The 24,971-nt window shown below is 73.2% G+C and carries 21 protein-coding genes and 1 pseudogene; 20 read left to right on the plus strand and 2 right to left on the minus strand.

The genetic code is table 11. The features are described from left to right. Nucleotide 1 precedes the first annotated feature (1 nt). The 6 genes from ACLE50_RS15520 to dapA all read left to right on the plus strand — a co-directional run bounded on the left by ACLE50_RS15520 (nucleotide 2) and on the right by dapA (nucleotide 4,879). On the plus strand, nucleotides 2-1,678 hold the full coding sequence (locus tag ACLE50_RS15520; protein WP_410944256.1) for a bifunctional folylpolyglutamate synthase/dihydrofolate synthase: 1,677 nt from the start codon (nucleotides 2-4) through the stop codon (nucleotides 1,676-1,678). Continuing rightward, nucleotides 1,675-2,079 (plus strand): DUF4233 domain-containing protein, encoded by a 405-nt coding sequence (locus tag ACLE50_RS15525; protein WP_410944257.1) that lies wholly within the window; start codon nucleotides 1,675-1,677, stop codon nucleotides 2,077-2,079. Before ACLE50_RS15520 ends, ACLE50_RS15525 begins: the two co-directional genes overlap by 4 nt. A gap of 44 nt (nucleotides 2,080-2,123) precedes the next feature. After that, nucleotides 2,124-2,534 (plus strand): nucleoside-diphosphate kinase, encoded by a 411-nt coding sequence (gene ndk, locus ACLE50_RS15530; RefSeq protein ID WP_410944258.1) that lies wholly within the window; start codon nucleotides 2,124-2,126, stop codon nucleotides 2,532-2,534. Then, nucleotides 2,531-3,052, plus strand: coding sequence for a GNAT family N-acetyltransferase (locus ACLE50_RS15535; protein ID WP_410944259.1), 522 nt, complete (start codon nucleotides 2,531-2,533; stop codon nucleotides 3,050-3,052). The genes ndk and ACLE50_RS15535 overlap by 4 nt, the downstream gene beginning before the upstream one ends. Nucleotides 3,053-3,163: 111 nt before the next feature. Continuing rightward, nucleotides 3,164-3,943, plus strand: coding sequence for a hypothetical protein (locus tag ACLE50_RS15540; protein ID WP_410944260.1), 780 nt, complete (start codon nucleotides 3,164-3,166; stop codon nucleotides 3,941-3,943). 57 nt (nucleotides 3,944-4,000) lie between these two features. Next, entirely contained in the window at nucleotides 4,001-4,879 is an 879-nt protein-coding gene (gene dapA, locus ACLE50_RS15545; protein ID WP_410944261.1) for a 4-hydroxy-tetrahydrodipicolinate synthase, read from the plus strand. Nucleotides 4,880-5,144: 265 nt separating this feature from the next. Here dapA and ACLE50_RS15550 read toward each other — a convergent pair whose 3' ends face one another. Then, a complete protein-coding gene (locus ACLE50_RS15550) occupies nucleotides 5,145-5,963 on the minus strand; it encodes a MerR family transcriptional regulator (RefSeq protein ID WP_410944262.1) in 819 nt (272 codons plus the stop codon). A gap of 87 nt (nucleotides 5,964-6,050) precedes the next feature. On the opposite strand from ACLE50_RS15550, the gene ACLE50_RS15555 reads away from it, so the two are divergent. Together ACLE50_RS15555 and ACLE50_RS15560 are read left to right on the plus strand one after the other, a co-directional pair. Beyond that, nucleotides 6,051-7,118 (plus strand): ferredoxin reductase, encoded by a 1,068-nt coding sequence (locus ACLE50_RS15555; protein ID WP_410944263.1) that lies wholly within the window; start codon nucleotides 6,051-6,053, stop codon nucleotides 7,116-7,118. A 39-nt stretch (nucleotides 7,119-7,157) separates the two neighbouring features. Further along, a complete protein-coding gene (locus ACLE50_RS15560; protein WP_410944264.1) occupies nucleotides 7,158-8,351 on the plus strand; it encodes a fatty acid desaturase family protein in 1,194 nt (397 codons plus the stop codon). A 22-nt stretch (nucleotides 8,352-8,373) separates the two neighbouring features. Here ACLE50_RS15560 and ACLE50_RS15565 read toward each other — a convergent pair whose 3' ends face one another. Beyond that, the gene (locus ACLE50_RS15565) at nucleotides 8,374-9,546 is read right to left on the minus strand and encodes an acyl-CoA dehydrogenase family protein (RefSeq protein WP_410944265.1); all 1,173 of its coding nucleotides are present in this window, start codon (nucleotides 9,544-9,546) and stop codon (nucleotides 8,374-8,376) included. A gap of 136 nt (nucleotides 9,547-9,682) precedes the next feature. Here ACLE50_RS15565 and ACLE50_RS15570 point away from each other — a divergent pair, with 136 nt between their 5' ends. From ACLE50_RS15570 to ACLE50_RS15625, 12 genes and pseudogenes are all read left to right on the plus strand, one after another. Next, the gene (locus ACLE50_RS15570; protein ID WP_410944266.1) at nucleotides 9,683-11,650 is read left to right on the plus strand and encodes a TIGR03960 family B12-binding radical SAM protein; all 1,968 of its coding nucleotides are present in this window, start codon (nucleotides 9,683-9,685) and stop codon (nucleotides 11,648-11,650) included. Then, on the plus strand, nucleotides 11,643-12,194 hold the full coding sequence (locus tag ACLE50_RS15575) for a GNAT family N-acetyltransferase (protein WP_410944267.1): 552 nt from the start codon (nucleotides 11,643-11,645) through the stop codon (nucleotides 12,192-12,194). Before ACLE50_RS15570 ends, ACLE50_RS15575 begins: the two co-directional genes overlap by 8 nt. A 123-nt stretch (nucleotides 12,195-12,317) precedes the next feature. After that, a complete protein-coding gene (locus tag ACLE50_RS15580; protein WP_410944268.1) occupies nucleotides 12,318-13,805 on the plus strand; it encodes an amino acid permease in 1,488 nt (495 codons plus the stop codon). Between the two features lie 69 nt (nucleotides 13,806-13,874). Continuing rightward, nucleotides 13,875-14,681, plus strand: coding sequence for a TIGR03936 family radical SAM-associated protein (locus ACLE50_RS15585; protein WP_410944269.1), 807 nt, complete (start codon nucleotides 13,875-13,877; stop codon nucleotides 14,679-14,681). Between the two features lie 177 nt (nucleotides 14,682-14,858). Beyond that, nucleotides 14,859-18,512, plus strand: a complete 3,654-nt coding sequence (locus ACLE50_RS15590) for a translation initiation factor IF-2 N-terminal domain-containing protein (protein ID WP_410944270.1) — start codon at nucleotides 14,859-14,861, stop codon at nucleotides 18,510-18,512. Nucleotides 18,513-18,669: 157 nt separating this feature from the next. Further along, nucleotides 18,670-18,975 (plus strand): 50S ribosomal protein L21, encoded by a 306-nt coding sequence (rplU, locus tag ACLE50_RS15595; protein ID WP_410944271.1) that lies wholly within the window; start codon nucleotides 18,670-18,672, stop codon nucleotides 18,973-18,975. A 12-nt stretch (nucleotides 18,976-18,987) separates the two neighbouring features. Beyond that, a complete protein-coding gene (gene rpmA / locus ACLE50_RS15600) occupies nucleotides 18,988-19,245 on the plus strand; it encodes a 50S ribosomal protein L27 (protein WP_410944272.1) in 258 nt (85 codons plus the stop codon). Between the two features lie 96 nt (nucleotides 19,246-19,341). Further along, the gene (gene obgE, locus ACLE50_RS15605; protein WP_410944273.1) at nucleotides 19,342-20,841 is read left to right on the plus strand and encodes a GTPase ObgE; all 1,500 of its coding nucleotides are present in this window, start codon (nucleotides 19,342-19,344) and stop codon (nucleotides 20,839-20,841) included. 8 nt (nucleotides 20,842-20,849) lie between these two features. Beyond that, on the plus strand, nucleotides 20,850-21,968 hold the full coding sequence (proB, locus tag ACLE50_RS15610) for a glutamate 5-kinase (protein ID WP_410944274.1): 1,119 nt from the start codon (nucleotides 20,850-20,852) through the stop codon (nucleotides 21,966-21,968). Nucleotides 21,969-22,038: 70 nt separating this feature from the next. Further along, a complete protein-coding gene (locus ACLE50_RS15615) occupies nucleotides 22,039-23,301 on the plus strand; it encodes a methyltransferase domain-containing protein (protein WP_410944275.1) in 1,263 nt (420 codons plus the stop codon). A gap of 338 nt (nucleotides 23,302-23,639) precedes the next feature. Further along, nucleotides 23,640-24,101: pseudogene (locus tag ACLE50_RS15620) on the plus strand (glycosyltransferase family 39 protein); the annotation flags it as partial. 220 nt (nucleotides 24,102-24,321) lie between these two features. Continuing rightward, nucleotides 24,322-24,933 carry a hypothetical protein gene (locus ACLE50_RS15625; protein WP_410944468.1) on the plus strand — a complete coding sequence of 204 codons (612 nt, stop codon included), beginning with the start codon at nucleotides 24,322-24,324 and terminating at the stop codon, nucleotides 24,931-24,933. Nucleotides 24,934-24,971 lie beyond the last annotated feature (38 nt).

Genomic DNA, 24,971 nt, shown 5'->3' on the forward strand with positions numbered 1-24,971 from the left:
CGTGGCACGCGAGTACGACCAGTTCGACGAGGAGGACTCGCCGACCTACGGCGGGGACCGCTGGGCCGAGGGCGGCTTCGGCCGGGACTCCGAGTCCGACATCGAGTCCGACACCGACACCGACACCGAGTCCGGTGCCGCCGAGGGCGGTGAGGGCGGTGACGAGCCCGGCGACGACGAGGAGGACCGTTCCGACGCCGCCGCCCGCGAGGACGCAGGCGACGCCGACAGCCCGGAGAAGGACGCCCAGGAGGCCGTGATCGCGGCCGTGCTGGACGAGATCCGCGGTGGCGACACCCCGGACGTCGTCCCGGCGCAGTCCAGCGTCGCCGGCTACGCCGAGTTCCTCGCCGTCGACGCGGCGCTGGACCGGCGTTGGCCGGAGTCGGTGATGGAGCCGTCGCTGGAGCGCATGGAGGCGCTCTGCGACGCGCTCGGCGAGCCGCAGCGTGGCTACCCGATCGCCCACCTGACCGGCACGAACGGCAAGACCTCCACGTCGCGGATGATCGACGCGCTGCTCACCGAGGTCGGTCTGCGCACCGGCCGCTACACCAGCCCGCACCTGCAGCGGGCCACCGAGCGGATCAATCTCGACAACCGCCCGATCACCCCGGAGCGCTACGTCGAGGCCTACCGCGAGGTGGAGCCGGTCGTCGACCTGGTCGACGCCAAGCGGGGCGAGGGCCCGGCGCTGAGCAAGTTCGAGGTGCTGACCGCGATGGCGTTCTCCACCTTCGCCGACGCCCCGGTCGAGGCCGCGGTGATCGAGGTCGGGCTCGGCGGCAGCTGGGACGCGACCAACGTCGCCGACGCGCACGTCGCCGTCGTCCTGCCGATCGGGATGGACCACGCCGAGTACCTCGGCGAGGACATCGAGGCGATCGCGCGGGAGAAGGCCGGGATCATCAAGGAGGGCTCGGTCGCCGTCCTCGCCGCGCAGGACAAGAAGGTCGCCGAGATCCTCGTCGACCGCTGTGCCGAGGTCGACGCGCAGGTCGCCCGGGAGGGCGCCGAGTTCGGCGTCGTCGAGCGCGAGATGGCCGTCGGCGGGCAGCGCCTGGAGCTGCAGGGCCTGTCCGGCCGCTACGACGACGTCTTCCTGCCCCTGCACGGCGAGCACCAGGCGTCGAACGCGGCGGTCGCGCTGGCCGCGGCCGAGGCGCTGATCGGGGCCGGCACCGCCCAGCCGCTCGACGCCGACGCCGTGCGCGCCGCGTTCGCCTCCGTCCGCTCGCCGGGCCGGCTCGAGCCGGTCAAGGGCGGCTCGGACGTGCCGACCGTCCTGCTCGACGCCGCACACAACCCGGCCGGGGCGAAGGCGCTGGCCACCGCGCTGAGCGGGGAGTTCCGGTTCACCCGGCTCGTCGGCGTGCTCGGTGTGCTGCGCGGCAAGGACGCCCGCGGGATCCTGCAGGCGCTCGAGCCGGTGCTGCACGAGGTCGTGGTCACCACCAACTCCTCGGGCCGCGCGATGGACGCCGACGAGCTGGGTGCGCTGGCCACCGAGGTCTTCGGCGCCGACCGGGTCAGCGTCTCGCCGAGCCTGCAGGCCGCGATCGACGAGGGCACCGAGATCGCCGAGGAGGGCGGGGAGTCCGGCGTCGGCGTCGTCGTCACCGGCTCCGTCGTCACCGCGGGCGAGGCGCGCGCACTGTTCGGCCTGGAGCCGGCGTGAGCGAACCGCCGAGCATCCCGGGCGTCCCCGAGGGCGTCCGGCCGCCGCCGACCGACCCGATGAAGGGCGCCCGCGGGATCTTCGCCGCGACGCTGATCATCGAGGCGATCGCGGTACTGCTCGCGCTGCTCGTCGTCGACGGCTCGCCGGTGGGCTTCGGCGTCGTCCTCGCACTCGCCCTGGCGATGATCGTGCTGTCCGGTCTGCAGCGGCGCCCGTGGGGTCTGACCGCCGCCGTGGTGCTGCAGGTGCTGCTCGTCGTCGCCGGCTTCGTGTTCGTACCCGCACTGGGCATCCTCGGGATCGTGTTCGTCGTGGTCTGGGGCGTGTTGCTGTGGATGCGGCGCGAGGTGGCCCGGCGGATGGCGGCGGGCACGCTGCCGTCGCAGCAGGACGGGTGAGGGGCGCCGCGACCGCCGCGCGCACCCCCGATACCCTGGCGATCGTGACTGAACGCACTCTCGTCCTCGTCAAGCCCGACGGGGTCCAGCGCAAGCTCGTCGGCGAGATCATCGCCCGGATCGAGCGCAAGGGCCTCGACCTCGTCGCCCTCGACCTCCGCACCGTCGACCGCGACCTCGCGGCCCAGCACTACGCCGAGCACGACGGCAAGCCGTTCTTCGAGTCCCTGCTCGAGTTCATCACCTCCGGGCCGGTGCTGGCCGCCGTCGTCGAGGGCCCGCGGGCCATCGCCGCGTGGCGCCAGGTCGCCGGTGGGACCGACCCGGTCGAGAAGGCCGCCCCGGGCAGCGTCCGCGGCGACCTCGCCCTCGAGACCGGCTCGAACCTGGTGCACGGCTCGGACTCCCCGGAGTCGGCCGACCGGGAGATCAAGCTCTGGTTCCCGGGCCTGTGACCGCAGGCGGTCCGGCCCTGCGCCGGGTCGTCGATCCGCCACCCGGCGCCGCCGAGGCCCTCGGTGACCTGTGGATCACGGTCACCGAGGCCGGCGGGGCCGTGGACTTCGTGCCCGGCTGGGACCCCGGTGAGATCCGGGACCTGGCCGCGGCCACCATCGCCGCCGTGGCCGCCGGAACCACCCGCATGATCGTCGCCGGGGACCCGGCGGCACCGGACGGCACCGTGTTCCTGGCCCCGGGCAGCGGGATCGCCGCGCACCGGGCCGACGTCCAGCGGCTCATGGTGCGCCCGGAGCTGCAGGGCAACGGCCTCGGTGGCGCGCTGCTCGAGGCGGCCGTCGCCGATGCTCGTGAGCTCGGCTTCACGATGCTCACGCTCGGCGCCCGCGGCGGCACCCCGCTGCCGCACTTCTACGCCGACCGCGGCTTCACCGAGTACGGCCGCCTCGGTGGTGGTGTCCGGCTCTCCGCCGACGACGACCGCGACGTCCACCTGTTCGTCCGGTACCTCTGAACCTGGTAGGTGGCACCGACACCGCCGAGGGTGCGCCGTCACGGGATCGGGACCCGACCGTGACGCTCGTCCCGATGGCACGGGGCGCGGCGCGGGGTCACCATGAGCGGCATGACCGTCCTGACCCCGCGCCCGACCTCCGCGGACCTCGTCCGCGGGGTGGTCGTCGCGGTGCTCGCGCTCGTGCAGGTGCTCGTCGCCGCCCTCGGCGGATCCTCGATCGGTGACGTGGCGCGCGACTACGACACCCCGCTGCTCGCCGCGAGCTGGGCGTTCGGCATCTGGGGGCTCATCTACCTGGGGTTCCTCGGGCTCGCCGGGTTCGGGCTGCTCCCGGCCCAGCGGGCGCGGGAGGTGCAGCGCCGCGTCGGCTGGTGGCTGGCCGCGTCGGCGGTGCTGAACTCGCTGTGGATCGCCGCGTTCTCCGCACGGCACGTGCTGCTCGCCGAGCTGGTGCTGGTCGCGCTCGTCGTCGTGCTCGCCGTCGCGTTCTCCCGGCAGGCCCGCGTCCCCGCCGACGGATGGGCCGAACGGATCGCGTTCCGGCTGCCGGTCTCGATCTACCTCGGCTGGTCGTCGGTCGCGCTCGTACTCGGTCTCATGGCCGCCGGGGACGCGGTCGGCCTGCCCGACGAGGGCGTCCTCCCGCAGACCGCGGCCGTCCTGCTGCTGGTGATCCTGGCCGCCGTCGTGCTGTCGGTGGTCGGCTCGTCGTCCGGGGGGATCGGCGGGTTCGCCGCGGCCGTCGTCTGGGCGCTGGTGGGGGTGGCCGCGAACGGGCGCCCGGTCACCGTCACCGTCGTCGCGGTGCTGATCGCGGCGGTGGTGGTGGTGCAGGCGGCGCGGCGGATCCGGCGCTCGGTGGAGCCCGCCCGTATCGCGGTCGGCTGAGCACGACCGGCTTGCTACCGTCCCTGCCGGACGTCGGCAGGACCTGGGAGGCCAAGCGTGATCACTGGAAGCATCGTCGCGATCGTGACCCCGATGCACGAGAACGGCGAGGTCGACCACTCGGCTCTCGGCGAGCTCGTCGAGCGGCAGATCGACGGCGGGACGTCGGCGATCGTGTCCGTCGGGACGACCGGCGAGTCGGCGACGCTGTCGGTGCTCGAGCACACCGAGGTCATGCGCCGGACGATCCAGGTGGCGAACGGGCGCGTCCCGGTCATCGCCGGTACCGGCGCCAACTCCACCGACGAGGCCATCCACCTCACCCGCGCCGCCCGCGCGGCAGGCGCCGACGGTGCGCTGCTGGTGACGCCGTACTACAACAAGCCCCCGCAGGAGGGCCTGTACCAGCACTTCAAGCGGATCGCCGAGACCGTCGACATCCCGCAGTACCTGTACAACGTCCCCGGCCGGACGGCCTGCGACATGCTGCCGTCGACGGTCGCGCGGCTGGCCGAGCTCCCGAACATCGTCGGGCTCAAGGAGGCCAAGGGCGACCTGGACCGGGTGCGCGAGCTCGTCGCGCTCGGCCTGGAGGACTTCGCGCTCTACTCCGGCGACGACGGCACCGCCCGCGCCTCCATGCTGGCCGGCTTCCACGGCGACATCTCGGTCACCGCGAACGTCGCGCCCGAGATGATGTCGCGGATGTGCAAGGCCGCGGTCGCCGGCGACGCCGAGACCGCCGCCGCGCTCGACGCCGACCTCGCCGGTCTGCACGCCGCGCTGTTCTCCGAGCCCAACCCGATCCCGGTGAAGTGGGCGCTGGCCGAGCTGGGCCTGATGCCCGGTGGGATCCGGCTGCCGCTGGTGCCGCTGGACGAGTGGCACCACGAGGACGTCCGCGCCGCGCTGCGGGCCGCGGGGCTGCTGGGCTGAGAGCGGGCGCGCCTGGGCCGTCCCTGCCCGGGCCCGGTTCCGGCTGCGCGCTTCCGGTCACCGGTGCCCGGCTCGGAGCCGCCTCCGGGCGAACACTCCTGCGGAACGCCTCAGCGGGTGAGGCGTTCCGGAACTACGTCACCTGTTGACGTGGTTCGCAGGTGCCCCACCGCCGGGTCGCAGATGGCCCACCGCCGCCTTCCCCGCCGCAGTCGCACCGCGCGCTGTAGCAGCACCGCACAGGGAGACGGCCGGGAGCGCTCAGTCAGCTCCCGGCGTCGGACGGGGTCGTGTCGCCGGGCTCCCGAGCTGTGGCGGTGTCCCCGGCGTCGACCGCGCTGCTCGTGCGCACGTTGCGGACGATGTCGCGGCCGAAGGTGACGTCCACGCGTTCGGACACCGCCAGCTCCAGCGTCGCGATCATGACCTCGCCGGAGATCCGGCGCATGCGGTCGATCGTGTCGTAGACCCGCGGCCAGTCCTCCTCGGGACGGCCCTCGGCGTCGAACGGCTGCCAGATCTCGCCGAGGAACAGGTCGACGTAGAGCTTGGCGACGGCGTCGGCGTGCTTGCGAAGCTGCTCGACGACGTCCAGCGACCGCGAGATCGGGATGCCCAGGCCGGTCAGCTCGGCCGCGGCCGACATCAGGCGCGGGCTGATCTCCTCGTAGGTGTCCTCGCCCAGCTCGCGCAGCAGCCCCATCTTCACGCCGCGCTTGGCCAGCCCCGGGTCGGTCGCCTCGTAACGCTGGGCCAGCTCGGCGAGCGTGACGATCTGCCGGTCCTCCGGCGCGAACAGCTCGCGCACCGTCCGGATGAACTGCACGACCTGCTCCGTCGATCCGCCGGTGGTGTCCAGCAGCTTCTTGACGGTGTCGAGCTTGACGCCCTCGTCCTGCAGGTCCTTGATCAGCTCCAGGCGGGCCGCATGGCCCGGGCCGTAGTAGCCGGTACGTGCTCTGACCTGCGGCGGAGGCAGCAGACCGCGGGACTGGTACGCACGGATGTTGCGCACCGTCACGCCACTGGCGCGAGCCAGCTCGTCGATGGTCTGCCAGCCCTCGAGGTCGGCCTCGTCGTCCATGACACGACCCTAACAAACGAGCATGTGACACGGTCCACCTGTAAGTCGGACTTGCAATGTGACATCAAGTTCGCCAGAGTCGATGTCATGTTCCGATCCGCTTCCACGGCGCACCCCTCGCGGCGCCGGCGGCTCCTGGCCGCGGCCGGCGCCCTGACCACGCCGCTGCTGCCCGAGGACTTCCTCACCCTGTTCGACCCGCTGTGGTCGACCACCTCGCTGCGCGGCCGCGTCGTCGCCCGCCGCCGCGAGACCCCGCGCGCCGTCTCGGTCACCATCGAGCCCGGCCGCCAGTGGGCCGGGCACCGCGCCGGCCAGTACGTCGGCGTCGGCATCGAGGTCGACGGCGTCCGCTACCGCCGCTCCTACTCGCTCTCCTCGCCCGAGGACTCCGGCCACCTGACGATCACCGTCCAGGAGGTCCCGGACGGCGTCGTCTCCACCAAGCTGGTCCGCGACCTGCCGATCGGCACGATCGTCGAGCTGGACCGGGCGGCGGGGGAGTTCACGCTCCCCGACCCGCTGCCGGAGAAGCTGCTGTTCGTCACCGCGGGCAGCGGCATCACCCCGGTGATGAGCATGCTGCGCACCCTCGACCGCGCCGGGACGATGCCCGACGCCGTGCTCGTGCACAGCGCCCGCACACCGGAGGACACGATCTTCGGCGCCGAGCTGGCCGCCCTGGCCGCGCGGCACCCGTCGCTGCGGGTGGTGTTCCGGCACAGCGCGGTCACCGGCCGCCTCGACCCGGGCACCCTCGACGAGACGGTGCCCGACCGCGCTGACCGCGCCGTCTACGCCTGCGGCCCCGAGGGCCTGCTCGACGCGCTGACCGGGTGCTGGGGCGACGACGTCGTCGCCGAGCGGTTCGCCCCGCCCGGCTTCGGCGCGGTCGAGGGGACCGGCGGCACCGTCGAGCTGGGCGAGGACACCGTCGAGGTCGAGCCCGGTCAGAGCCTGCTCGACGCCGGCGAGGCCGCCGGGAAGCTGCTGCCGAGCGGCTGCCGGATGGGCATCTGCTTCGGCTGCGTCCTGCCGCTGCGCGAGGGCCAGGTCCGTGACCTGCGCACCGGCGAGCTGCACGGCGAGCCCGGCGACATGGTGCAGACCTGCATCAACTCCGCCTGCGGCCCGGCGCGCATCGACACCCCCTGAACCGTCCTTCCCGCGAACCACTGATCCGAGGAGGTCACCATGACCGCAACTCTGGACACCCGCACCACCACCGGCCCGGCCGACGAGCCCGGCCCGGAGGAGACCGGCCGCGAGCAGCACCCGCAGCGCCCCGCACTGGAGCTGGTGCCCTCGAGCCGTCGTGAGGACGTCGCCGCGACGACGAACCTCACCGCCGAGCAGATCGAGGAGCTGGGCCGCCGGCTCGACGTCATCCGCGACCGGGTGCTCGCCGAGCGCGGCGAGTCCGACGCCGCCTACATCCGCGACGTCGTGCGCAAGCAGCGCTACCTGGAGATCGGCGGCCGCGCGCTGCTGTTCGCCGGTGCGCTTCCCCCGGCCTGGATCGCCGGCACCGCCATGCTCTCGATCGCCAAGATCCTGGAGAACATGGAGATCGGGCACAACGTCATGCACGGCCAGTGGGACTGGATGCGTGACCCGAAGATCCACTCCTCGACGTGGGAGTGGGACAACGTCTCCTCCTCCGCGGAGTGGAAGCACTCGCACAACTACATGCACCACACCTACACCAACGTCGTCGGCAAGGACCGCGACGTCGGCTACGGCATCCTGCGCCTGTCCGAGGAGCAGCGGTGGAACCCGTACTACCTGGGCAACCCGCTCTACAACCTGCTGCTGAGCCTGTTCTTCGAGTACGGCGTCGCGCTGCACGACCTGGAGGTCGAGCGGCTGGTCACCGGGCGGAAGTCCTGGAAGCGGGCCTGGCAGCAGCTCAAGTCGATCGCCCGCAAGACCGGCCGGCAGGCGCTCAAGGACTACGTCGCGTTCCCGGCGCTGGCCGGGCCGTTCTTCCTGCCGGTGCTGGCCGGGAACCTGACGGCGAACCTGGTCCGCAACGTCTGGTCGCACGCGGTGATCTTCTGCGGGCACTTCCCGACCGGCGCGGTGCAGTTCACCGAGGAGCAGCTGGAGGACGAGAGCCGCGGCGAGTGGTACGTCCGCCAGCTGCTGGGCTCGGCCAACCTCGACGGCGGCCGGTTCTTCCACCTGATGACCGGACAGCTGAGCTTCCAGATCGAGCACCACCTGTTCCCGGACCTGCCCAGCAACCGCTACGCCGAGGTCGCCCCCGAGGTGCGCGCGCTGTGCGCCGAGTACGGGCTGGAGTACACCTCCGGACCGCTGTGGAAGCAGTACATGCAGGTCCTGGGCACGATCAACCGGCTGGCGCTGCCCAACGGGAAGCGCTGAACCGGCTCAGCCGGACACACCCTCAGCCGGACACACCCGAGGACAGCGACAGCACCGGCACGACGCCGTTGAGCACGTAGTTCCCGATCACCTGCTCCTTGTAGACGATCGGGTTGTGCACGGCGAGCGTGCGGGCGTTGCGCCAGTGCCGGTCCAGGGCCCGGCCGGTGTCCACGGTGGAGGCACCGCCGACCTCGAACAGCTCCGAGGTCGCGTCGAGCACGAGCTTCGGCACCGTCGACTGGGCGCGGTACACGTCCAGCTCGGCGGTGTCGGCGTGCTCCGGCTCGCTCAGCGCCCGTTCCAGCGACGCGGCCGCGGCGTCGACGGTGGCCGCGGCGGTGAAGGCGAGCGCGTCGACCTTCCCGACGACCTGCTGGACCAGCGGGTCGTCCTTGGGGAGGTCGGCGTTGCCGTAGGGCCAGTTGCGGGTGCGGTCGCGGACGTAGCCTGCGACGTCGTCGGCGGCGCGCCGGGCGATGCCCGCCATGCAGGCCAGCTGCACGAGCTGCAGGAACGCCTGCCGGACCGGTACGTGCACGTCGGTCGGGGCCGGGAGCACCTGCGCCGGGTCGACCTCGACGCCGGTGAACCGGGTGGTGCCGCTGGCGGTGAGCTTCTGGCCGAACCCGCGCCAGTCGTCGACTCGCTCGACGCCAGGGGCGGTGGTCTCCACCAGCACGGTGACCCGGTTGCCGTCCGGGTCGAGTGCGACGACGTCGACCAGGTCGGCGTAGAGGGTGCCGGTGCAGTAGAACTTCTCGCCGTCGAGCAGGAGCCTCCCGCCGTCGCGGCGCAGCACGGTGGTCGAGGAGTTGCGCACGACGCCGCCGCGCTCGGAGATCGCGTTGCCGACGAGCTTGCGGTCGGCGATCAGCCCGAGCCGCCCGCGCAGCACGGCGTCGTCGGGGTCGGACTGCCACAGCTCGGCGAACAGCATGTGCGTGCGCAGCGCCTGCGGGATGTTCGAGTCGGCCGCGGCCAGGTCCACGAGCAGCGAGAACAGCTGCCGCAGCGTCGCACCGGAGCCGCCCAGCTCGGCGGGCACGCGCAGGGCACCGAAACCGGCGTCGCGCAGCGCGGCGATCTCCTTCTCCGGCAGCCGGCGCTCCAGCTCGCGCTCCACCGCACCGGCGGCGATCTCGTCGAACAGCGGCCGGAACCGGGTGCGGAGCTCGGCATCCGATGGGGACAAGACAACTCCGGGTGCTGGGGGACGGTGGTCGTCGCTCAGGGTAGGTGAGCCCTGTGCGAGGCCCGTGTGAGCCGTGTCTCGGCTACCCGCCGCCCAGTGGGAACACGCCCGGTGAACGCGGCTACGCTGGTGCAGCGTGGCACCCACCTCCGTTTTCCCCGCCCTGGAACCGATCCTGCCCCGTGTCTCCAAGCCGGTGCAGTACGTCGGCGGTGAGGGGAACTCGCAGGTCAAGCCGTGGGACTCCGCGGCCGTCCGGTGGGCTCTGCTCTACCCGGACGCCTACGAGGTCGGCCTCCCCAACCAGGGCGTCCAGATCCTCTACGAGGTCCTCAACGAGCGGTCCGACGCGCTGGCCGAACGCTGCTACGCCGTCTGGCCCGACCTCGAGACCCTGATGCGCGAGTCGGGGGTCCCGGCGTTCACCGTCGACGCCCACCATCCGGTCGGCTCGTTCGACCTGCTCGGCGTGTCGTTCTCCACCGAGCTGGGCTACACGAACCTGCTCACCACCCTGGATCTCGCCGGGATCCCGCTGCACGCCACCGACCGCGACACCACGCACCCGGTCGTCGTCGCCGGTGGGCACGCGGCGTTCAACCCGGAGCCGGTGGCCGACTTCGTCGACGTCGCCGCGCTCGGCGACGGCGAGGAGGTCGTCGGCGACATCACCGACGTCGTCCGGGGCTGGAAGGACCAGGGCCGCCCCGGCGGGCGCCGCGAGCTGCTGATCCGCCTGTCGGCCACGCCCGGCTGCTATGTCCCCGCGCTCTACGACGTCACCTACGACGACGCCACCGGCAAGATCGCCGCGGTCACCCCCGCCGACGAGCGGGTCCCGGCGACGGTGCAGAAGCGCACCACCGTCGAGCTCGACGAGTGGCCCTACCCGAAGAAGCCGCTGGTCCCGCTGGCCGAGACGGTGCACGAGCGGGCGTCGGTGGAGATCTTCCGCGGCTGCACCCGCGGCTGCCGGTTCTGCCAGGCCGGGATGATCACCCGCCCGGTTCGGGAGCGGTCGCTGCAGGGCATCGGCGAGATGGTCGACGCCTCGGTGCGCGCCTCCGGGTTCGACGAGGTCGGCCTGCTGTCGCTGTCGAGCGCCGACCACTCCGAGATCGCCGAGGTCACCAAGGGCCTGGCCGACCGCTACGAGGGCACCAACACCTCGCTGTCGCTGCCGAGCACCCGGGTCGACGCGTTCAACATCGACCTGGCCAACGAGATCTCCCGCAACGGCCGCCGCTCCGGCCTGACGTTCGCCCCCGAGGGCGGTTCCGAGCGGATCCGCCGGGTGATCAACAAGATGGTCTCGGAGGAGGACCTGATCCGGACCTGTGCCGAGGCGTTCTCCCAGGGCTGGCGGCAGGTGAAGCTCTACTTCATGTGCGGGCTGCCCACCGAGACCGACGAGGACGTTCTGGAGATCGCCGGGATGGCCCAGCGGGTCATCGAGGCCGGCCGCCGCGCGTCCGGGCGCAACGACGTGCGCTGCACCATCTCCATCGGCGGGTTCGTGCCCAAGCCGCACACCCCGTTCCAGTGGGCGGCCCAGACCAGCCCCGAGGTCGTCGACGACCGGCTGCGCAAGCTGCGCGAGCTGGTCAACTCCGACCGGAAGACGCGCAAGAACGTCGGCATGCGCTACCACGACGGCGAGCCATCGCTGATCGAGGGACTGCTGGCCCGCGGCGACCGCCGGGTCGGCGCGGTCGTCGAGCAGGTGTGGCGCGACGGCGGCCGCTTCGACGGCTGGTCCGAGCACTTCTCCTACCGCCGCTGGCTGGACTGCGCGGCCACCACGCTGGCCCCGGCCGGCGTCGACGTCGACTGGTTCACCACCCGCGAGCGCGACGCCGACGAGATCCTGCCGTGGGACCACCTGGACTCCGGTCTGGAGCGCGACTGGCTCTGGGAGGACTGGCAGGAGGCGCTGGAGGGCCGCGAGCAGGACGACTGCCGCTGGACGCCGTGCTTCGACTGCGGCGTCTGCCCCTCCACCGGTACCGACATCGAGGTCGGTCCCAGCGGCACCACGCTGCTGCCGCTGACCGTGGTCAACCCGATCGCGTCGGGCGCAGGCGGAGGGGAGCCGAGTGGCTGAGGCCGCCGGGCTGTCCTCCATCCCCGACCCGGACCGGGACGGCGCCGAGGCGTGGGAGTTCGGTGGCCGACGCCTGCGCGTGCGCGTCGCCGACGAGCGCGACGTCGTCGCGCTGGCCCGGCTGCGCCGGCAGTGGACCGAGGAGCGCACCGGCCGCCCCGTCGACGACCCGGGCTTCGAGGAGACCTTCGCCGCCTGGTGGCGGGTCGAGCAGCCGCGGCGCGCGTTCTGGATCGCCGAGGCCGGCAGCGACCGCGCCGGCTACACCCCGGTCGGCTCGATCAACCTGCTGGAGACGGTGCAGATGCCCCGCCCCGGCGGGCGCGGCGCACGCACCGGGCAGGTCGGCAACGCGTTCGTGCTGGGCGCGTTCGCCGAGGCCGGGGTGCCGCGCGCGCTGCTCGCCGCGGTTGTCGCGCACGCCCGCGACCGCGGTCACAAGCGGCTGGTGCTCGCCCCGACCGCGGGCAGCGTCGCCTTCTACAAGCGGGCCGGGTTCGCCGCCGCGGGGGAGACCCTGCTGGTGCTCGACCCGCGCGCCTGAGCACGGCGAACACCACTGATCGGCCCTCGACACATCACCGTCACAGCCCGGGGCTAGCGTGCCCCCGATCCCGGCGGAGCCCACGACGGACGCCGACCGGGCGGACCATATTTCGGGGGCGTCATGACGCAGGCCGACGAGCAGGCCGGGAACCGGTCGTCTCGGCAGTCCTTCGCGCACGAGGAGGAGGGCTACGACAAGGGGCTGGGCAAGCGCCAGCTCCAGATGATCGCGATCGGCGGTGCCATCGGCACCGGCCTGTTCCTGGGTGCCGGTGGCCGGCTGGCCTCGGCCGGCCCGGCGCTGGCCGTGGTCTACGCGATCTGCGGGTTCTTCGTCTTCCTGATCCTGCGGGCGCTCGGCGAGCTGGTGCTGCACCGGCCGTCGTCGGGGTCGTTCGTGAGCTACGCCCGCGAGTTCTACGGCGAGAAGGCCGCCTTCGTCGCCGGCTGGCTGTACTTCCTGAACTGGGCGTTCACCTCGATCGTCGACACCACTGCGATCGCGCTGTACATGAAGTTCTGGGCGGTGTTCGACGCCGTGCCGCAGTGGCTGATCGCGCTCATCGCACTCGTCGTCGTGCTCGGCGCGAACCTGGTGTCGGTCAAGCTCTTCGGCGAGCTGGAGTTCTGGTTCGCGCTGGTCAAGGTGATCGCGCTGGTGCTGTTCCTGGTCGTCGGGACGATCTTCCTGGCGGGCCGGTTCCCGGTCCAGGGCGAGTCCACCGGGCTGTCGGTGATCACCGACCACGGCGGGTTCCTGCCGACCGGGTTGCTCCCGGTCGTCGTCATCACCCAGGGCGTGGTGTTCGCCTACGCCGCGACCGAGCTCGTCGGCACGGCGGCGGGGGAGACCGAGGACCCCGAGAAGATCATGCCGCGTGCAGTCAACTCGGTGATCGCCCGGATCGCGGTGTTCTACGTCGGGTCGCTGGTGCTGCTCGCACTCCTGCTGCCCTACACCGCCTACAAGGAGGGCGAGAGCCCGTTCGTCACGTTCTTCGCCGCGATCGGCGTCCCCGGCGCCGGCACCGTGATGAACCTGGTCGTGCTCACCGCGGCGCTGTCCAGCCTGAACGCCGGTCTCTACTCCACCGGCCGGATCCTGCGCTCGATGTCGAAGAACGGGTCCGCGCCGAAGTTCACCGGCCGGATGAACGGTAGCGGCGTCCCCTACGGCGGCATCGCGCTGACCTCGGTGATCACCCTGTTCGGTGTCGGGCTGAACGCGGTCGTGCCGAAGGACGCGTTCGAGATCGTCCTCAACATCGCCTCGCTGGGCATCATCGCGAGCTGGGCGACGATCGTGCTGTGCCAGATGCGGTTCGTGCGGATGACCGAGGCCGGCATCCTGCACCGGCCGTCGTTCCGGCTCCCGGGCTCGCCGTGGACCGGGGGCGCGGTCCTGGTGTTCCTGCTGGTCGTGCTGGTGCTGATGGCCTACGACTACCCGACCGGCACCTACACGGTTGCCTCGATCCCGCTGCTGGCGATCCTGCTGACGGCCGGCTGGTTCGCCGTCCGCAAGCGCGTCATGGCGGCGGCCGACGAGCGGATGGGCTGGACCGGGGAGTTCCCGGTCCGCGCCGACCGCCCGCACCGGGACGGCTGAGCCACCGGGACGGCTGAGCGCGGAGCACGGCAGCCGGAGCGCGCCGTGGTCCCGGCCTAGACTGGGGCCATGGCGCGCGTAGGGCAGGGAGTGGCGGCGAACCCGGCACCTCCCACGGTGCAGAAGATCCGGCTGCGCTTCGCCAAGCGGGGCCGGCTGCGCTTCCTGTCCCACCGCGATGTCGCCCGCAGCTTCGAGCGGGCCGTACGCCGGGCCGGGGTGCCGGTCGCGCACTCCCACGGGTTCAGCCCGCATCCGCGGCTGTCCTGGGTCGGTGCCGCGCCGACCGGTGCGGCCAGTGAGGCCGAGTACGTCGAGCTGGGCCTGACCCGCGAGACCGACCCGGAGGCGCTGCGCGCCGCGCTGGACGAGGCGCTGCCCGACGGGCTCGACGTCCTCGCCGCCGCGGTGGCGTCGCCGCCTGCGCTCGCGGACCGGATCGACGCGACGCTCTGGCGCCTCGAGGTGCGGGGCGTCCCGGTCACTGAGCTGGAGGCGGCCGTGACCGCACTGCTGGCTCGCGACGACGTCACCGTGACCCGGGTCACGCCGTCCGGCCGCAAGGAGATCGACGTGCGCGCGGCCCTGGCCGCTCTGACGATCGAACCGCCGGTGACCAGCGACGTCCACGGTGACGCGGCCGGTTCCCCGGATCGGTCCGGCGACTGTGCGATACTGACCGCGGTCGTTCGGCAGACGACACCGACCGTTCGACCCGACGACGTGCTGGGTGCGCTCGCCGTTGTCGCAGACCTGACGCCGCCGGTTCCGGTGACGGCCACCCGGCTGGCGCAGGGCCTGCTCGACGACGGCGGCGCCTTGGTGGATCCGCTCGGCGCCGTTCCGGACACCCGGGCCGGCTCGATCGGATCCTGACGCGGTCGGCACACCCGATCCGCCGCCGCGGACGCCGTCGGCACGACTCCCGGATCCCCGGGAGCAGCGACACCAGATGTGCCGTACCGCGCAACCGGCGCGAGCTGCGGAACGTGAAACGCGCAAGGTCCCTGCGCGGCCGCCTCCCGTGAGGCGCCCGGGGGCGAATGGAGCTCGATGACGACGAACGACGCACCCGCCGGCACCTCCGGCGGGTCCCCCGGTGTGTCGGACCCCGCCGCGAACGCGGCGCCTGACCTTCCGGAGAAGATGCGCGTACACGCCCTGGCCAAGCTGCTCGGCCGGGCCAGCCGCGAGGTGCTCTCCGCGCTGAGCGACCTCGGCCAGGAGGTCCGCAGCGTCCAGTCCAGCATCACCCGCGCCACGGCCGAGCAGGTCGTGGCCGCGCTGGCGCCGGTGGCGGGGGAGACCGCCGCCCCGGCCGCCACCACCGCGACCGTGCCGGTCGGTGCCGAGCCCGCCGCGGACGCCGACGTCGCGGAGTTCGACGCCGCCACCGACGCCGCCGCTCCCGCCACCGGCCCCTCGGAGCCTGCAGCGGAGGAGTCGGCGAAGGCGAAGCGGACCCGCAAGGGTGGCAAGGCCAAGAAGGCCGCCGGCTCGCCGTTCGAGACCCCGGCCGCCGAGCAGGCCGGCTCCGGGCCGGCGAGCGCCGACGCGGAGAAGACCGGCCCGGAGGCGACCGGCCCCGAGAAGACCGACGCGGGGAGCGCCGACGAGGCCGGGCGCGCGGAGGAGACCGCCGCCGTCGCCGCGTCGCTCACCCCGACCTTTGCCGTGCCGATGTTCCAGGCGCCCACCGCCCCGGCCGCCCCGGCGAAGCCCGCCGAGCGGACCGAGACCCCGGAGACGGGCTCGGACGATGCCGCCGACTCCGGCGACGAGGGCAAGGGCGGCGGCAAGAAGGGCCGTAAGCGCAACCGGCGCCGCGCCGAGGAGCAGGCTCCCGCCGAGGAGACCACCCCGGCCGAGGACACCACCTCCGGCGAGGGTTCCGAGGACGGCGAGCAGGCCGACTCCGGTGAGGGCGACCCGAGCGACGACGAGAGCAACCGCCGCCGCCGTCGCCGGGGGCGTCGTGGCCGTGGCCGTGGCAAGGGCGGCGACGAGCAGGGCGAGAACGACTCCGACGAGTCCGACGACGACTCCGACGACTCGTCGTCCGACACACGCTCGGGCTCCGGGGCCGACGAGTCCGACGACGACTCGAACGGGTCCGACTCCGAGTCCGACGACTCCGACTCCGACTCCGACGACGGCAGCGACGACGACCGCTCGCAGGGCGGCTCGTCCGGGTCGCGCCGGCGCCGCCGCCGTCGTCGCCGTGGCGGGTCGGACTCCGACTCGAGCACCGACGACGACCCGCCGAACACCGTCACCAAGGTCCGCGAGGCCCGCCAGGAGTCGTCGTCGGACGACCAGGTGCAGGGCGTGCGCGGCTCCACCCGGCTCGAGGCCAAGCGGCAGCGGCGCCGGGACGGCCGCGACGCAGGCCGTCGTCGTCCGCCGATCCTGTCGGAGTCGGAGTTCCTGGCCCGCCGCGAGTCGGTGGACCGCAAGATGGTCATCCGCCAGCAGTCCGACCGCACCGAGATCGGAGTGCTGGAGGACGACGTCCTCGTCGAGCACTTCATCACCGGCGGCAACTCCGGCGCCGGGAGCATGGTCGGCAACATCTACCTGGGGCGCGTGCAGAACGTGCTGCCCTCGATGGAGGCGGCGTTCGTCGACATCGGGCGCGGCCGCAACGCCGTTCTCTATGCCGGTGAGGTCAACTGGGACGCCGCCGGCCTCAACGGCAAGGCGCGCAAGATCGAGCAGGCGCTGTCGTCCGGCGACCAGGTCCTGGTGCAGGTCACCAAGGACCCGGTGGGGCACAAGGGCGCCCGTCTGACCACACAGATCTCGCTGGCCGGCCGGTTCCTGGTCTACGTGCCCTCCGGCGGCGCCGCGGGCATCTCCCGCAAGCTGCCCGACAACGAGCGGAAGCGGCTCAAGGAGATCCTCAAGGAGATCGTCCCGTCCGAGGCCGGAGTGATCATCAGGACGGCGTCCGAGGGCGTCTCGCACGAGTCCCTCGAGCGCGACGTCCGCCGGCTGCAGGCGCAGTGGGAGGTCGTCAAGGAGAAGTCCGAGAAGACCGGCAAGGGCGCCCCCAAGGCGCCGACGCTCCTCTACGAGGAGCCGGACATGCTGGTCAAGGTCGTGCGCGACCAGTTCAACGAGGACTTCTCGACGCTGATCGTCTCCGGCGACTCGGCGTGGGAGACCGTCTCGGGCTACGTCGACCACGTCGCGCCCGAGCTGGCCGACCGGATGCACCGGCACACCGGCCCGCGCGACGTGTTCACCGAGTACCGGATCGACGAGCAGCTGACCAAGGCGCTGGACCGCAAGGTCTGGCTGCCATCGGGCGGCACGCTGGTGATCGACCGGACCGAGGCGATGACCGTCGTCGACGTCAACACCGGCAAGTTCACCGGCTCCGGGGGCAACCTGGAGGAGACCGTCACGCGCAACAACCTGGAGGCGGCCGAGGAGGTCGTGCGCCAGCTGCGGTTGCGTGACATCGGCGGGATCATCGTCGTCGACTTCATCGACATGGTCCTCGAGGCGAACCGGGACCTGGTGCTGCGCAGGCTGACCGAGTGCCTGGCCCGGGACCGCACCCGCCACCAGGTCGCCGAGGTGACCTCGCTGGGCCTGGTCCAGATGACCCGTAAGCGGGTCGGCGGCGGGCTGCTCGAGCACTTCTCGACGCCGTGTGAGCACTGCCGCGGCCGTGGCGTGATCGTCTCGACCGAGTCCGACCACCAGCACGGTGGCGGCGGCAACAACGGCAGCGGCAACAACGGCAACGGCAACAACGGCAACGGCGCCCAGGGCAACGGGCAGCACAACGGCGCCCAGAACAACGGCGGCAACAACGGCAACGGGGACGGCGGGGGACGCCGTCGTCGTCGCCGGGGTGGCGGCGGTGGCTCCGGCAACGGGGACAACGGTTCGAACGGCCACGCCGTCGAGGCCGGGACCAACGGCCACGGCGCCAACGGCAACGGCAACGGCAACAGGGACGGTTCCGGCGACGCCGAGCGGACCGTCGAGACCACCTCGGCCGCTGCCGCGGCCGCGGTGATCGCGGGGAGCCTGGCCAAGGACACCGACGCCGCGGCCGCCGACACCACGAGCACCGGCGCCAGGGACACCGACGTCGACGCCACGGACACCGACGTCACGGTCTCCGGCGCCGAGGATTCCGGCGCCGCGACGTCGGGCTCTGCGGACGCCGGGGCCACGGATCCCGCTGCCGCGGACTCCGGTGCCGCGGGCACGCCTTCGGACGGGGACGCCGCCGTGTCCGCGGGGGAGACGGCTCCGGCCGGCACCACCGTGACCGAGGCGGCGCCCGCGCCCGAGCCGGCCGCCGACCCGGACGAGACCGAGCCGGGTGTCGAGCCGGTGACGACCGGGGCGGTGGCGCCCGCGACGACCGGGGCGGTGGGTGCCCCCGCGCCCACGCCGGAGCCCGCATCCGTCACCGATGCGTCGGAGGCCTCCGTCGCACCCGAACCCGCGGCGGAGCCGGCCCCCCGGCGTCGCCGGGTGAGCCGGTCGGCCGGAGCCCCCGTGCGGGGCGCCGACCCGGTCGTCATCACCACGGGCACGACCGGGCAGCGCCCGGCCGCGCCCACCGCCGTTCCATCGTCGGAGGCTCCGGCCCAGCCGGAGCCCGAAGCGGTGGTCTCCCGGCCCCGGCGTTCCCGCCGGGCCGCGTCCCGTCCCGCGGGTCCTCCGCAGGACGGGGGGTGAGTTCGACCCCGGTAACGGGGTCGCGTACCCTTGACCGACAGAAGCCGCGCCTGGAGTGCAAGACCGGGTCCGCGGCGTGCGCGCCGATCCGGCGCGAGCTGTGAGAACCCGAGCGCGCCAGCCGCGCCCCCGATGTTTCAGGAGTCGTGCGTCAGCGATGTACGCGATCGTCAAGACCGGCGGCAAGCAGTACAAGGTGGCCGTCGACGACGTGGTCACCGTCGAGAAGATCGACGGTGAGCCCGGCGCCGAGATCAGCCTCCCCGCCGTGCTGCTCGTCGACGGCGACCAGGTGTCGACCGATGCGACCGGCCTCACCTCCGCGGTGACCGCCACGGTCGTCGAGCACACCAAGGGTCCGAAGATCCGGATCCACAAGTTCAAGAACAAGACCGGGTACCACAAGCGTCAGGGGCACCGTCAGCCCCTGACGAAGGTCCAGGTCACCGCGATCGGCAAGTAAGGAGCCTGCGTCATGGCACACAAGAAGGGTGCATCCAGCTCCCGCAACGGTCGCGACTCGAACGCCCAGTACCTCGGCGTCAAGCGCTTCGGCGGCCAGGTCGTCAAGGCGGGCGAGATCCTCATCCGCCAGCGCGGCACCAGCACCCACCCGGGTGTGAACGTCGGCCGCGGCAAGGACGACACCCTGTTCGCCCTCGCCGCCGGGACCGTCGAGTTCGGTTCCAAGCGCGGCCGCAAGACCGTCAACATCGTGCCGGCCGAGGTCTGAGCGACCCGCCAGCACAGCGACGCCGACGGCGGGTCACCCCGGTAACGGGGGGCCCGCCGTTCGTCGTCTCACCCCTTCTTCCAGAGGAGCAGCCCCATGTCCCGGTTCGTGGACCGCGTCGTGCTGCACGCGACCGCGGGAGCCGGCGGCAACGGCTGCGCCTCCGTGCACCGTGAGAAGTTCAAGCCGCTCGGCGGCCCCGACGGCGGCAACGGCGGTCGCGGCGGTTCGATCGTGCTGGTCGTCGACCCGGGCGTGCACACGCTGCTCGACTACCACCACCACCCGCACGCGATGGCCGCCAACGGCACCCAGGGCCAGGGCGCGTTCAAGAACGGCGCCAACGCCGAGGACCTGGAGCTGCGCGTCCCGGACGGCACCGTCGTGCTCGACTCCGACGGCGAGCTGCTCGCCGACCTGGTCGGCGCCGGTACCCGCTTCGTCGCCGCCGAGGGCGGGCGCGGCGGGCTCGGCAACGCCGCACTCGCCTCGCGGGCCCGCAAGGCCCCCGGCTTCGCGCTGCTCGGCGAGCCCGGCGACGAGATCACCTACACCCTCGAGCTGCGCTCGCTGGCCGACGTCGGCCTGGTCGGCTACCCCAGCGCGGGCAAGTCGTCGCTGGTCGCGGCGCTGTCCGCGGCCCGGCCGAAGATCGCCGACTACCCGTTCACGACGCTGGTCCCGCAGCTCGGCGTGGTCACCGCGGGCGACGAGGTCTTCACCGTCGCCGACGTCCCCGGCCTGATCCCCGGCGCCGCCGAGGGTCGCGGCCTGGGCCTGGAGTTCCTGCGGCACGTCGAGCGCTGCTCGGTGCTGGTGCACGTCGTGGACTGCGCGACGTTCGAGACCGAGCGCGACCCGGTGTCCGACATCGAGGCCCTCGAGGCCGAGCTCGCCCGCTACTCCGACCAGCTCGGCGAGAGTGCGCTGGGGGAGCGGCTCGACGAGCGCCCCCGCATGATCGCGCTCAACAAGATCGACGTCCCGGACGCCGCCGACCTCGTCGACCTCGTGCGCGCCGACCTGGCCGAGCGGTTCGGCTGGCCGATCTTCCCGATCTCCACCGCGAGCCGGCAGGGGCTGCGCGAGCTGAGCTTCGCGATGGCCGAACGGGTCGCCGAGGCCCGCGCCGCACGTCCGGAGGCGGAGGTCACCCGGACCGTCATCCGGCCGCACGCCATCGGCGACAGCGGCTTCACCGTCGAACCGGACCCCGAGGTCGAGGACGGTTTCGTCGTGCGCGGCGAGCGTCCCGAGCGCTGGATCCGCCAGACCGCCTTCGAGAACGACGAGGCGGTCGGCTACCTCGCCGACCGGCTCGCCCGCCTCGGCGTCGAGGAGGCGCTGGCCAAGGCCGGTGCCGTCCCCGGCTGCCCGGTCACCATCGGCGACGTGTCGTTCGAGTGGGAGCCGACCACCCCGGCCGGTGTCGCCGCGCTGATGTCCGGGCGCGGGACCGACGTCCGGATGGAGCGCAACGACCGCGTCGGCGCCTCCGAGCGCAAGCGCGCCCGGGCCGCGCGCCGCGAGCACCTGTCCGACGCCGAGCTCGCCGCCGGCGCGCACTACTCGTCCGACCACGAGATCGAGGACTGACCCGGCCGATGAGCTCGTCGACCCGATCGGCGCTCGGCGCCGCGAAGCGTGTCGTCGTCAAGGTCGGGTCGTCGTCGCTGACGAGCCTGTCCGGCGGGCTCGACCCGGCCCGGCTCGACGCGCTGGTCGACGCCCTCATGGCGCGCCGTGGCGAGGGCACGCAGGTCGTGCTCGTGTCGTCCGGGGCGATCGCGGCCGGGCTCGCCCCGCTGCAGCTGCGCAAGCGGCCCCGTGACCTGGCCACCCAGCAGGCGGCTGCGTCGGTGGGGCAGCTGCTGCTGGCGCACGCGTACTCGGCGTCGTTCGCGCGGCACGGGCAGGGGATCGGGCAGGTGCTGCTGACCGCCGACGACATGATCCGCCGGTCCAACTACCGCAACGCCCAGCGCACCCTGGAGCGCCTGCTGGGGCTCGGGTCGCTGCCGGTGGTCAACGAGAACGACACCGTCGCCACCGCCGAGATCCGGGTCGGGGACAACGACCGGCTCGCCGCGCTGGTGGCGCACATCGTCGGCGCGGACGCGCTGGTGCTGCTCTCCGACGTCGACGGTCTCTACGACGGCGACCCCCGCGAACCCGGATCGTCGCTGGTCGGCGAGGTGGAGGACCCGTCGGAGCTGGCCGGGATCAGCGTCTCGCGGCCCGGGTCCGGGTTGGGCACCGGCGGGATGGCCACCAAGGTCACCGCGGCGGCGATGGCGTCGGCGGCCGGGATCCCGGTGCTGCTCACCTCCGCCGAGGAGGTCACCGGGGCGCTCGCCACCGGCGACGACGGCCCGAAGGTCGGCACCGCGTTCCGGGCGTCCGGGCGGCGGATGAGCGCGCGCCGGTTCTGGCTGCGCCACGCCGCCGACGTCCGCGGCGCCCTGGACCTCGACGCCGGCGCGGTCGAGGCAGTCCGGAAACGTCGCCGGTCGCTGCTCGCGGCAGGGGTGCACGGCATCTCCGGGGACTTCGTCGCCGGCGACGTCGTCGAGCTGCTCGCGCCGCACGGCCGGGCGATCGCCCGCGGGGTCGTGTCCTACGACGCCGCCGAGCTGCCGTCGATGATCGGTCGCCGGACCCGCGAGCTGCCGCCCGAGCAGCGTCGTGAGCTCGTCCACGCCGACGACCTGGTGTTCCTCTGATCTCATCCGGACGTGCCGTCTCGTCGGTGCCCCGGTTGTCCGCACGCCCCTGACCGGCGACGATGCCGGTATGCCGTCCGCGGAGAACGCCCGGGCACGGCTGGTCGCGGATCTCGAACGCGACGGCCGGGTCCGCAGCCCGCGGATCCGTGACGCGCTGGAGGCCGTCCCGCGGCACCTGTTCCTGCCCGGTATCGACCTTGCCGACGCCTACCTCGACGGCGCCGTCACGATCAAGCAGGACGACGACGGAGCCGCCGTCAGCTCGGTCTCGCAGCCGTCGATGGTCGCGATCATGCTGGAGCAGCTCGACGCCCGCCCCGGGGACCGGGTGCTGGAGATCGGTGCCGGTGGCGGGTGGAACGCGGGCCTGCTCGCGCACCTCGTCGGCTCCGGCGGCGCGGTCACCTCCGTCGACATCGACGACGACCTGGTCGCCGGGGCGCGCGCGAATCTCGCCGCGGCCGGGCTGGAGCGGGTCGAGACGGTCACCGGCGACGGCGCGCTCGGGTACCCGCCGTCGGCGCCGTACGACCGGATCGAGCTGACCGTCGGGACGTCCGGGGTGCGGCGGGAGTGGGTGGAACAGCTCGCCCCGGACGGACGGCTCGTGCTGCCGCTGACCGTGCGCGGGAGCCAGCTGTCGGTGGCGTTCACCCGGACCGGTCCGGGGCGACTGGAATCGACGTCCGTGCGGAGCTGCGCGTTCATCCGGCTGCGCGGCGAGGGCGCGGACCCCGACGGGAGCAACGGGTGCCGGGCAGGGAGCTGGACGGTGTTCCCGGTGGATCCGGGCTCTGCGGGTCCGGGTGCCACCGCGGACGGGCCGCCCAGAGGATCCGGTGGCGCCGCGGACACCGTGACCGGGTGGCTCGGTGAACCCGCGGGGGACCGGCCGGCGCCGATCGGTGGTTCGCCCGCGGACCTGTGGGACGGGCTCGGACTGTGGTGCGCGGTCGCCGATCCGGCGGTGTTCCGGCTGGTCGGGCCGTCGTCCGGCGGGCTCGCCGACACGTTGTTCCCGCTGCCGGGCTCCCGGGGCACGCTCGGCGTCGCGAGCCCGGACGGCTGCGCGCTGCTGCTCGCCGAGCCGTCGGCGACGGTGCGCGGGTTCGGCCCCGGGGGCGCGGTCGCGGCGGCTCGGCTGATCGCGTTGCTGGAGGGCTGGGTGGGCGCAGGGTGCCCGCACGCGTCGGACCTGCGGGTGGAGGCGGTCGTGCCCGGGTTGGAGCCGTCCGCCGAGCCGGACCCGACCGAGATCGTCGACGGGGCCGGCACGGTGCTGCGGCCGAGCTGGGGCGGGGGACCGAAGGCGGAACGCCTCAGTAGCTGAGACGTTCCCCGAGATGTCTCACTGGCCGAGGTACTTTCCGGAGGGCATCCCGGCGGGGCCGGCCGGTCGGCACCGGATGCGGTCCGGAGATGCCGGAGCGGTAGGCCGACCAGGCGTCAGGGTGTCGCGGAACCCGGCACACTGGGCCCGTGACGACAGCGGAGGGCGGGGCGTCATCGAGACCGGCGCCCGCACCGTCCCCGGTAGCCCACGGGAGCTTGCCGGCGCTGACCGGCGCGGTGCTGCTGCTGTCGGCGGGGGGTTACGGCTACCACCGCGACGAGCTCTACTTCCTCGCCGCGGGCCGGCACCTCGCGTGGGGCTACGTGGACCAGGGCGTGCTGACCCCGCTGATCGCCCGGACGGCCTCGGCGGTGTTCGGCGACTCGCTGGTGGGCCTGCGCGTGCTCCCGGCCCTGCTGGCCGCCGGGGTGGTGCTGGTGACCGCGGCGATCGCGCGGGAACTCGGGGCCCGCGCATCCGCGCAGGTTCTGGCCGCGGGCTGCATCGCGGTGTCGGCGATCCTGCTGCAGACCGGCCACCTGCTCTCCACCACCACGACCGACCTCCTCGTCTGGGCGGTCGTGTCCTGGTCTGCGATCCGGTCCCTGCGGGGCGGGGGCGGGACCCGGTGGTTGCCGGTCGGTGCCGCGGCCGGTGTCGGTCTGCTGAACAAGCCGCTGACCGCGTTCCTGCTCGGGGCACTCGTCGTGGCCCTGCTGCTCGTCGGGCCACGGTGGCCGCTGCGCGATGCGTGGTTCTGGGTGGCCGGTCTCCTGGCGGCCCTACTGTGGGCACCGTTCCTGCTCTGGCAGGGGCGGCACGGCTGGCCGCTGCTCACGCTCACGGACTCGATCGCCGCCGGCGGCTCGACGTCCAGCTCGCCGTGGTGGCTGGTGGTCCCGTTCCAGGTGCTGCTGATCAGCCCGCTGCTCGTGCCGGTGTGGGTGGTGGGGATCGTCGCGCTCGCCCGGGACCGGACGCTCGCGGCGTTCCCCGCTCGCGTTCGGCCTGCTCGCGGTGATCTTCACCGTCACCGGTGGAAAGCCCTACTACCTGGCCGGTCTCTACCCGGTCCTGCTGGCCGCCGGAGCCGGCCCGGTCGTGCGGTGGGCCTGGACCACGCGGGTACGAACGGCTCTGGTGGGGGCGGCGGTGGCGCTGTCGGCGCTGGTCGACGCCACGCTCATGTTGCCGGTCGTCCCGGAACACATGCTGGCCTCGACGCCGATCACCGCGATGGTCGCCGACGTCGGCGAGACCGTCGGCTGGCCCGCGTTCGCGGCGACGGTCGCCCGGGTCGCCGATGCCCAGCCACCCGGAACCGTGGTGCTCACCCGCAACTACGGCGAGGCGGGTGCGCTGCAGCGGTTCGCGCCGCGGCTGGCCGTGGTCAGCGGACACAACTCCTACGCCGACTGGGCCATCCCCCCGGTCACGGCGACCACGGCCGTCGTGACCGGGTACGACCGCGACCAGCTCACCGGGTGGTTCGCCTCGGTGGTGCCGGCCGCGCGGATCGACAACGGCGTGGGCCTCGACAACCAGGAACAGGGCGGGACCGTCTGGGTCTGCCGGATTCCCTTGCGGCCGTGGCCCGAGCTGTGGCCCGAGATCCGGCACGTCGGGTGAGCTCGCGTGGCCTGCCCGGTCGGCGCTCGGGCCACCCG

Source organism: Pseudonocardia phyllosphaerae (assembly GCF_046546475.1).
Lineage (GTDB): Bacteria > Actinomycetota > Actinomycetes > Mycobacteriales > Pseudonocardiaceae > Pseudonocardia > Pseudonocardia phyllosphaerae.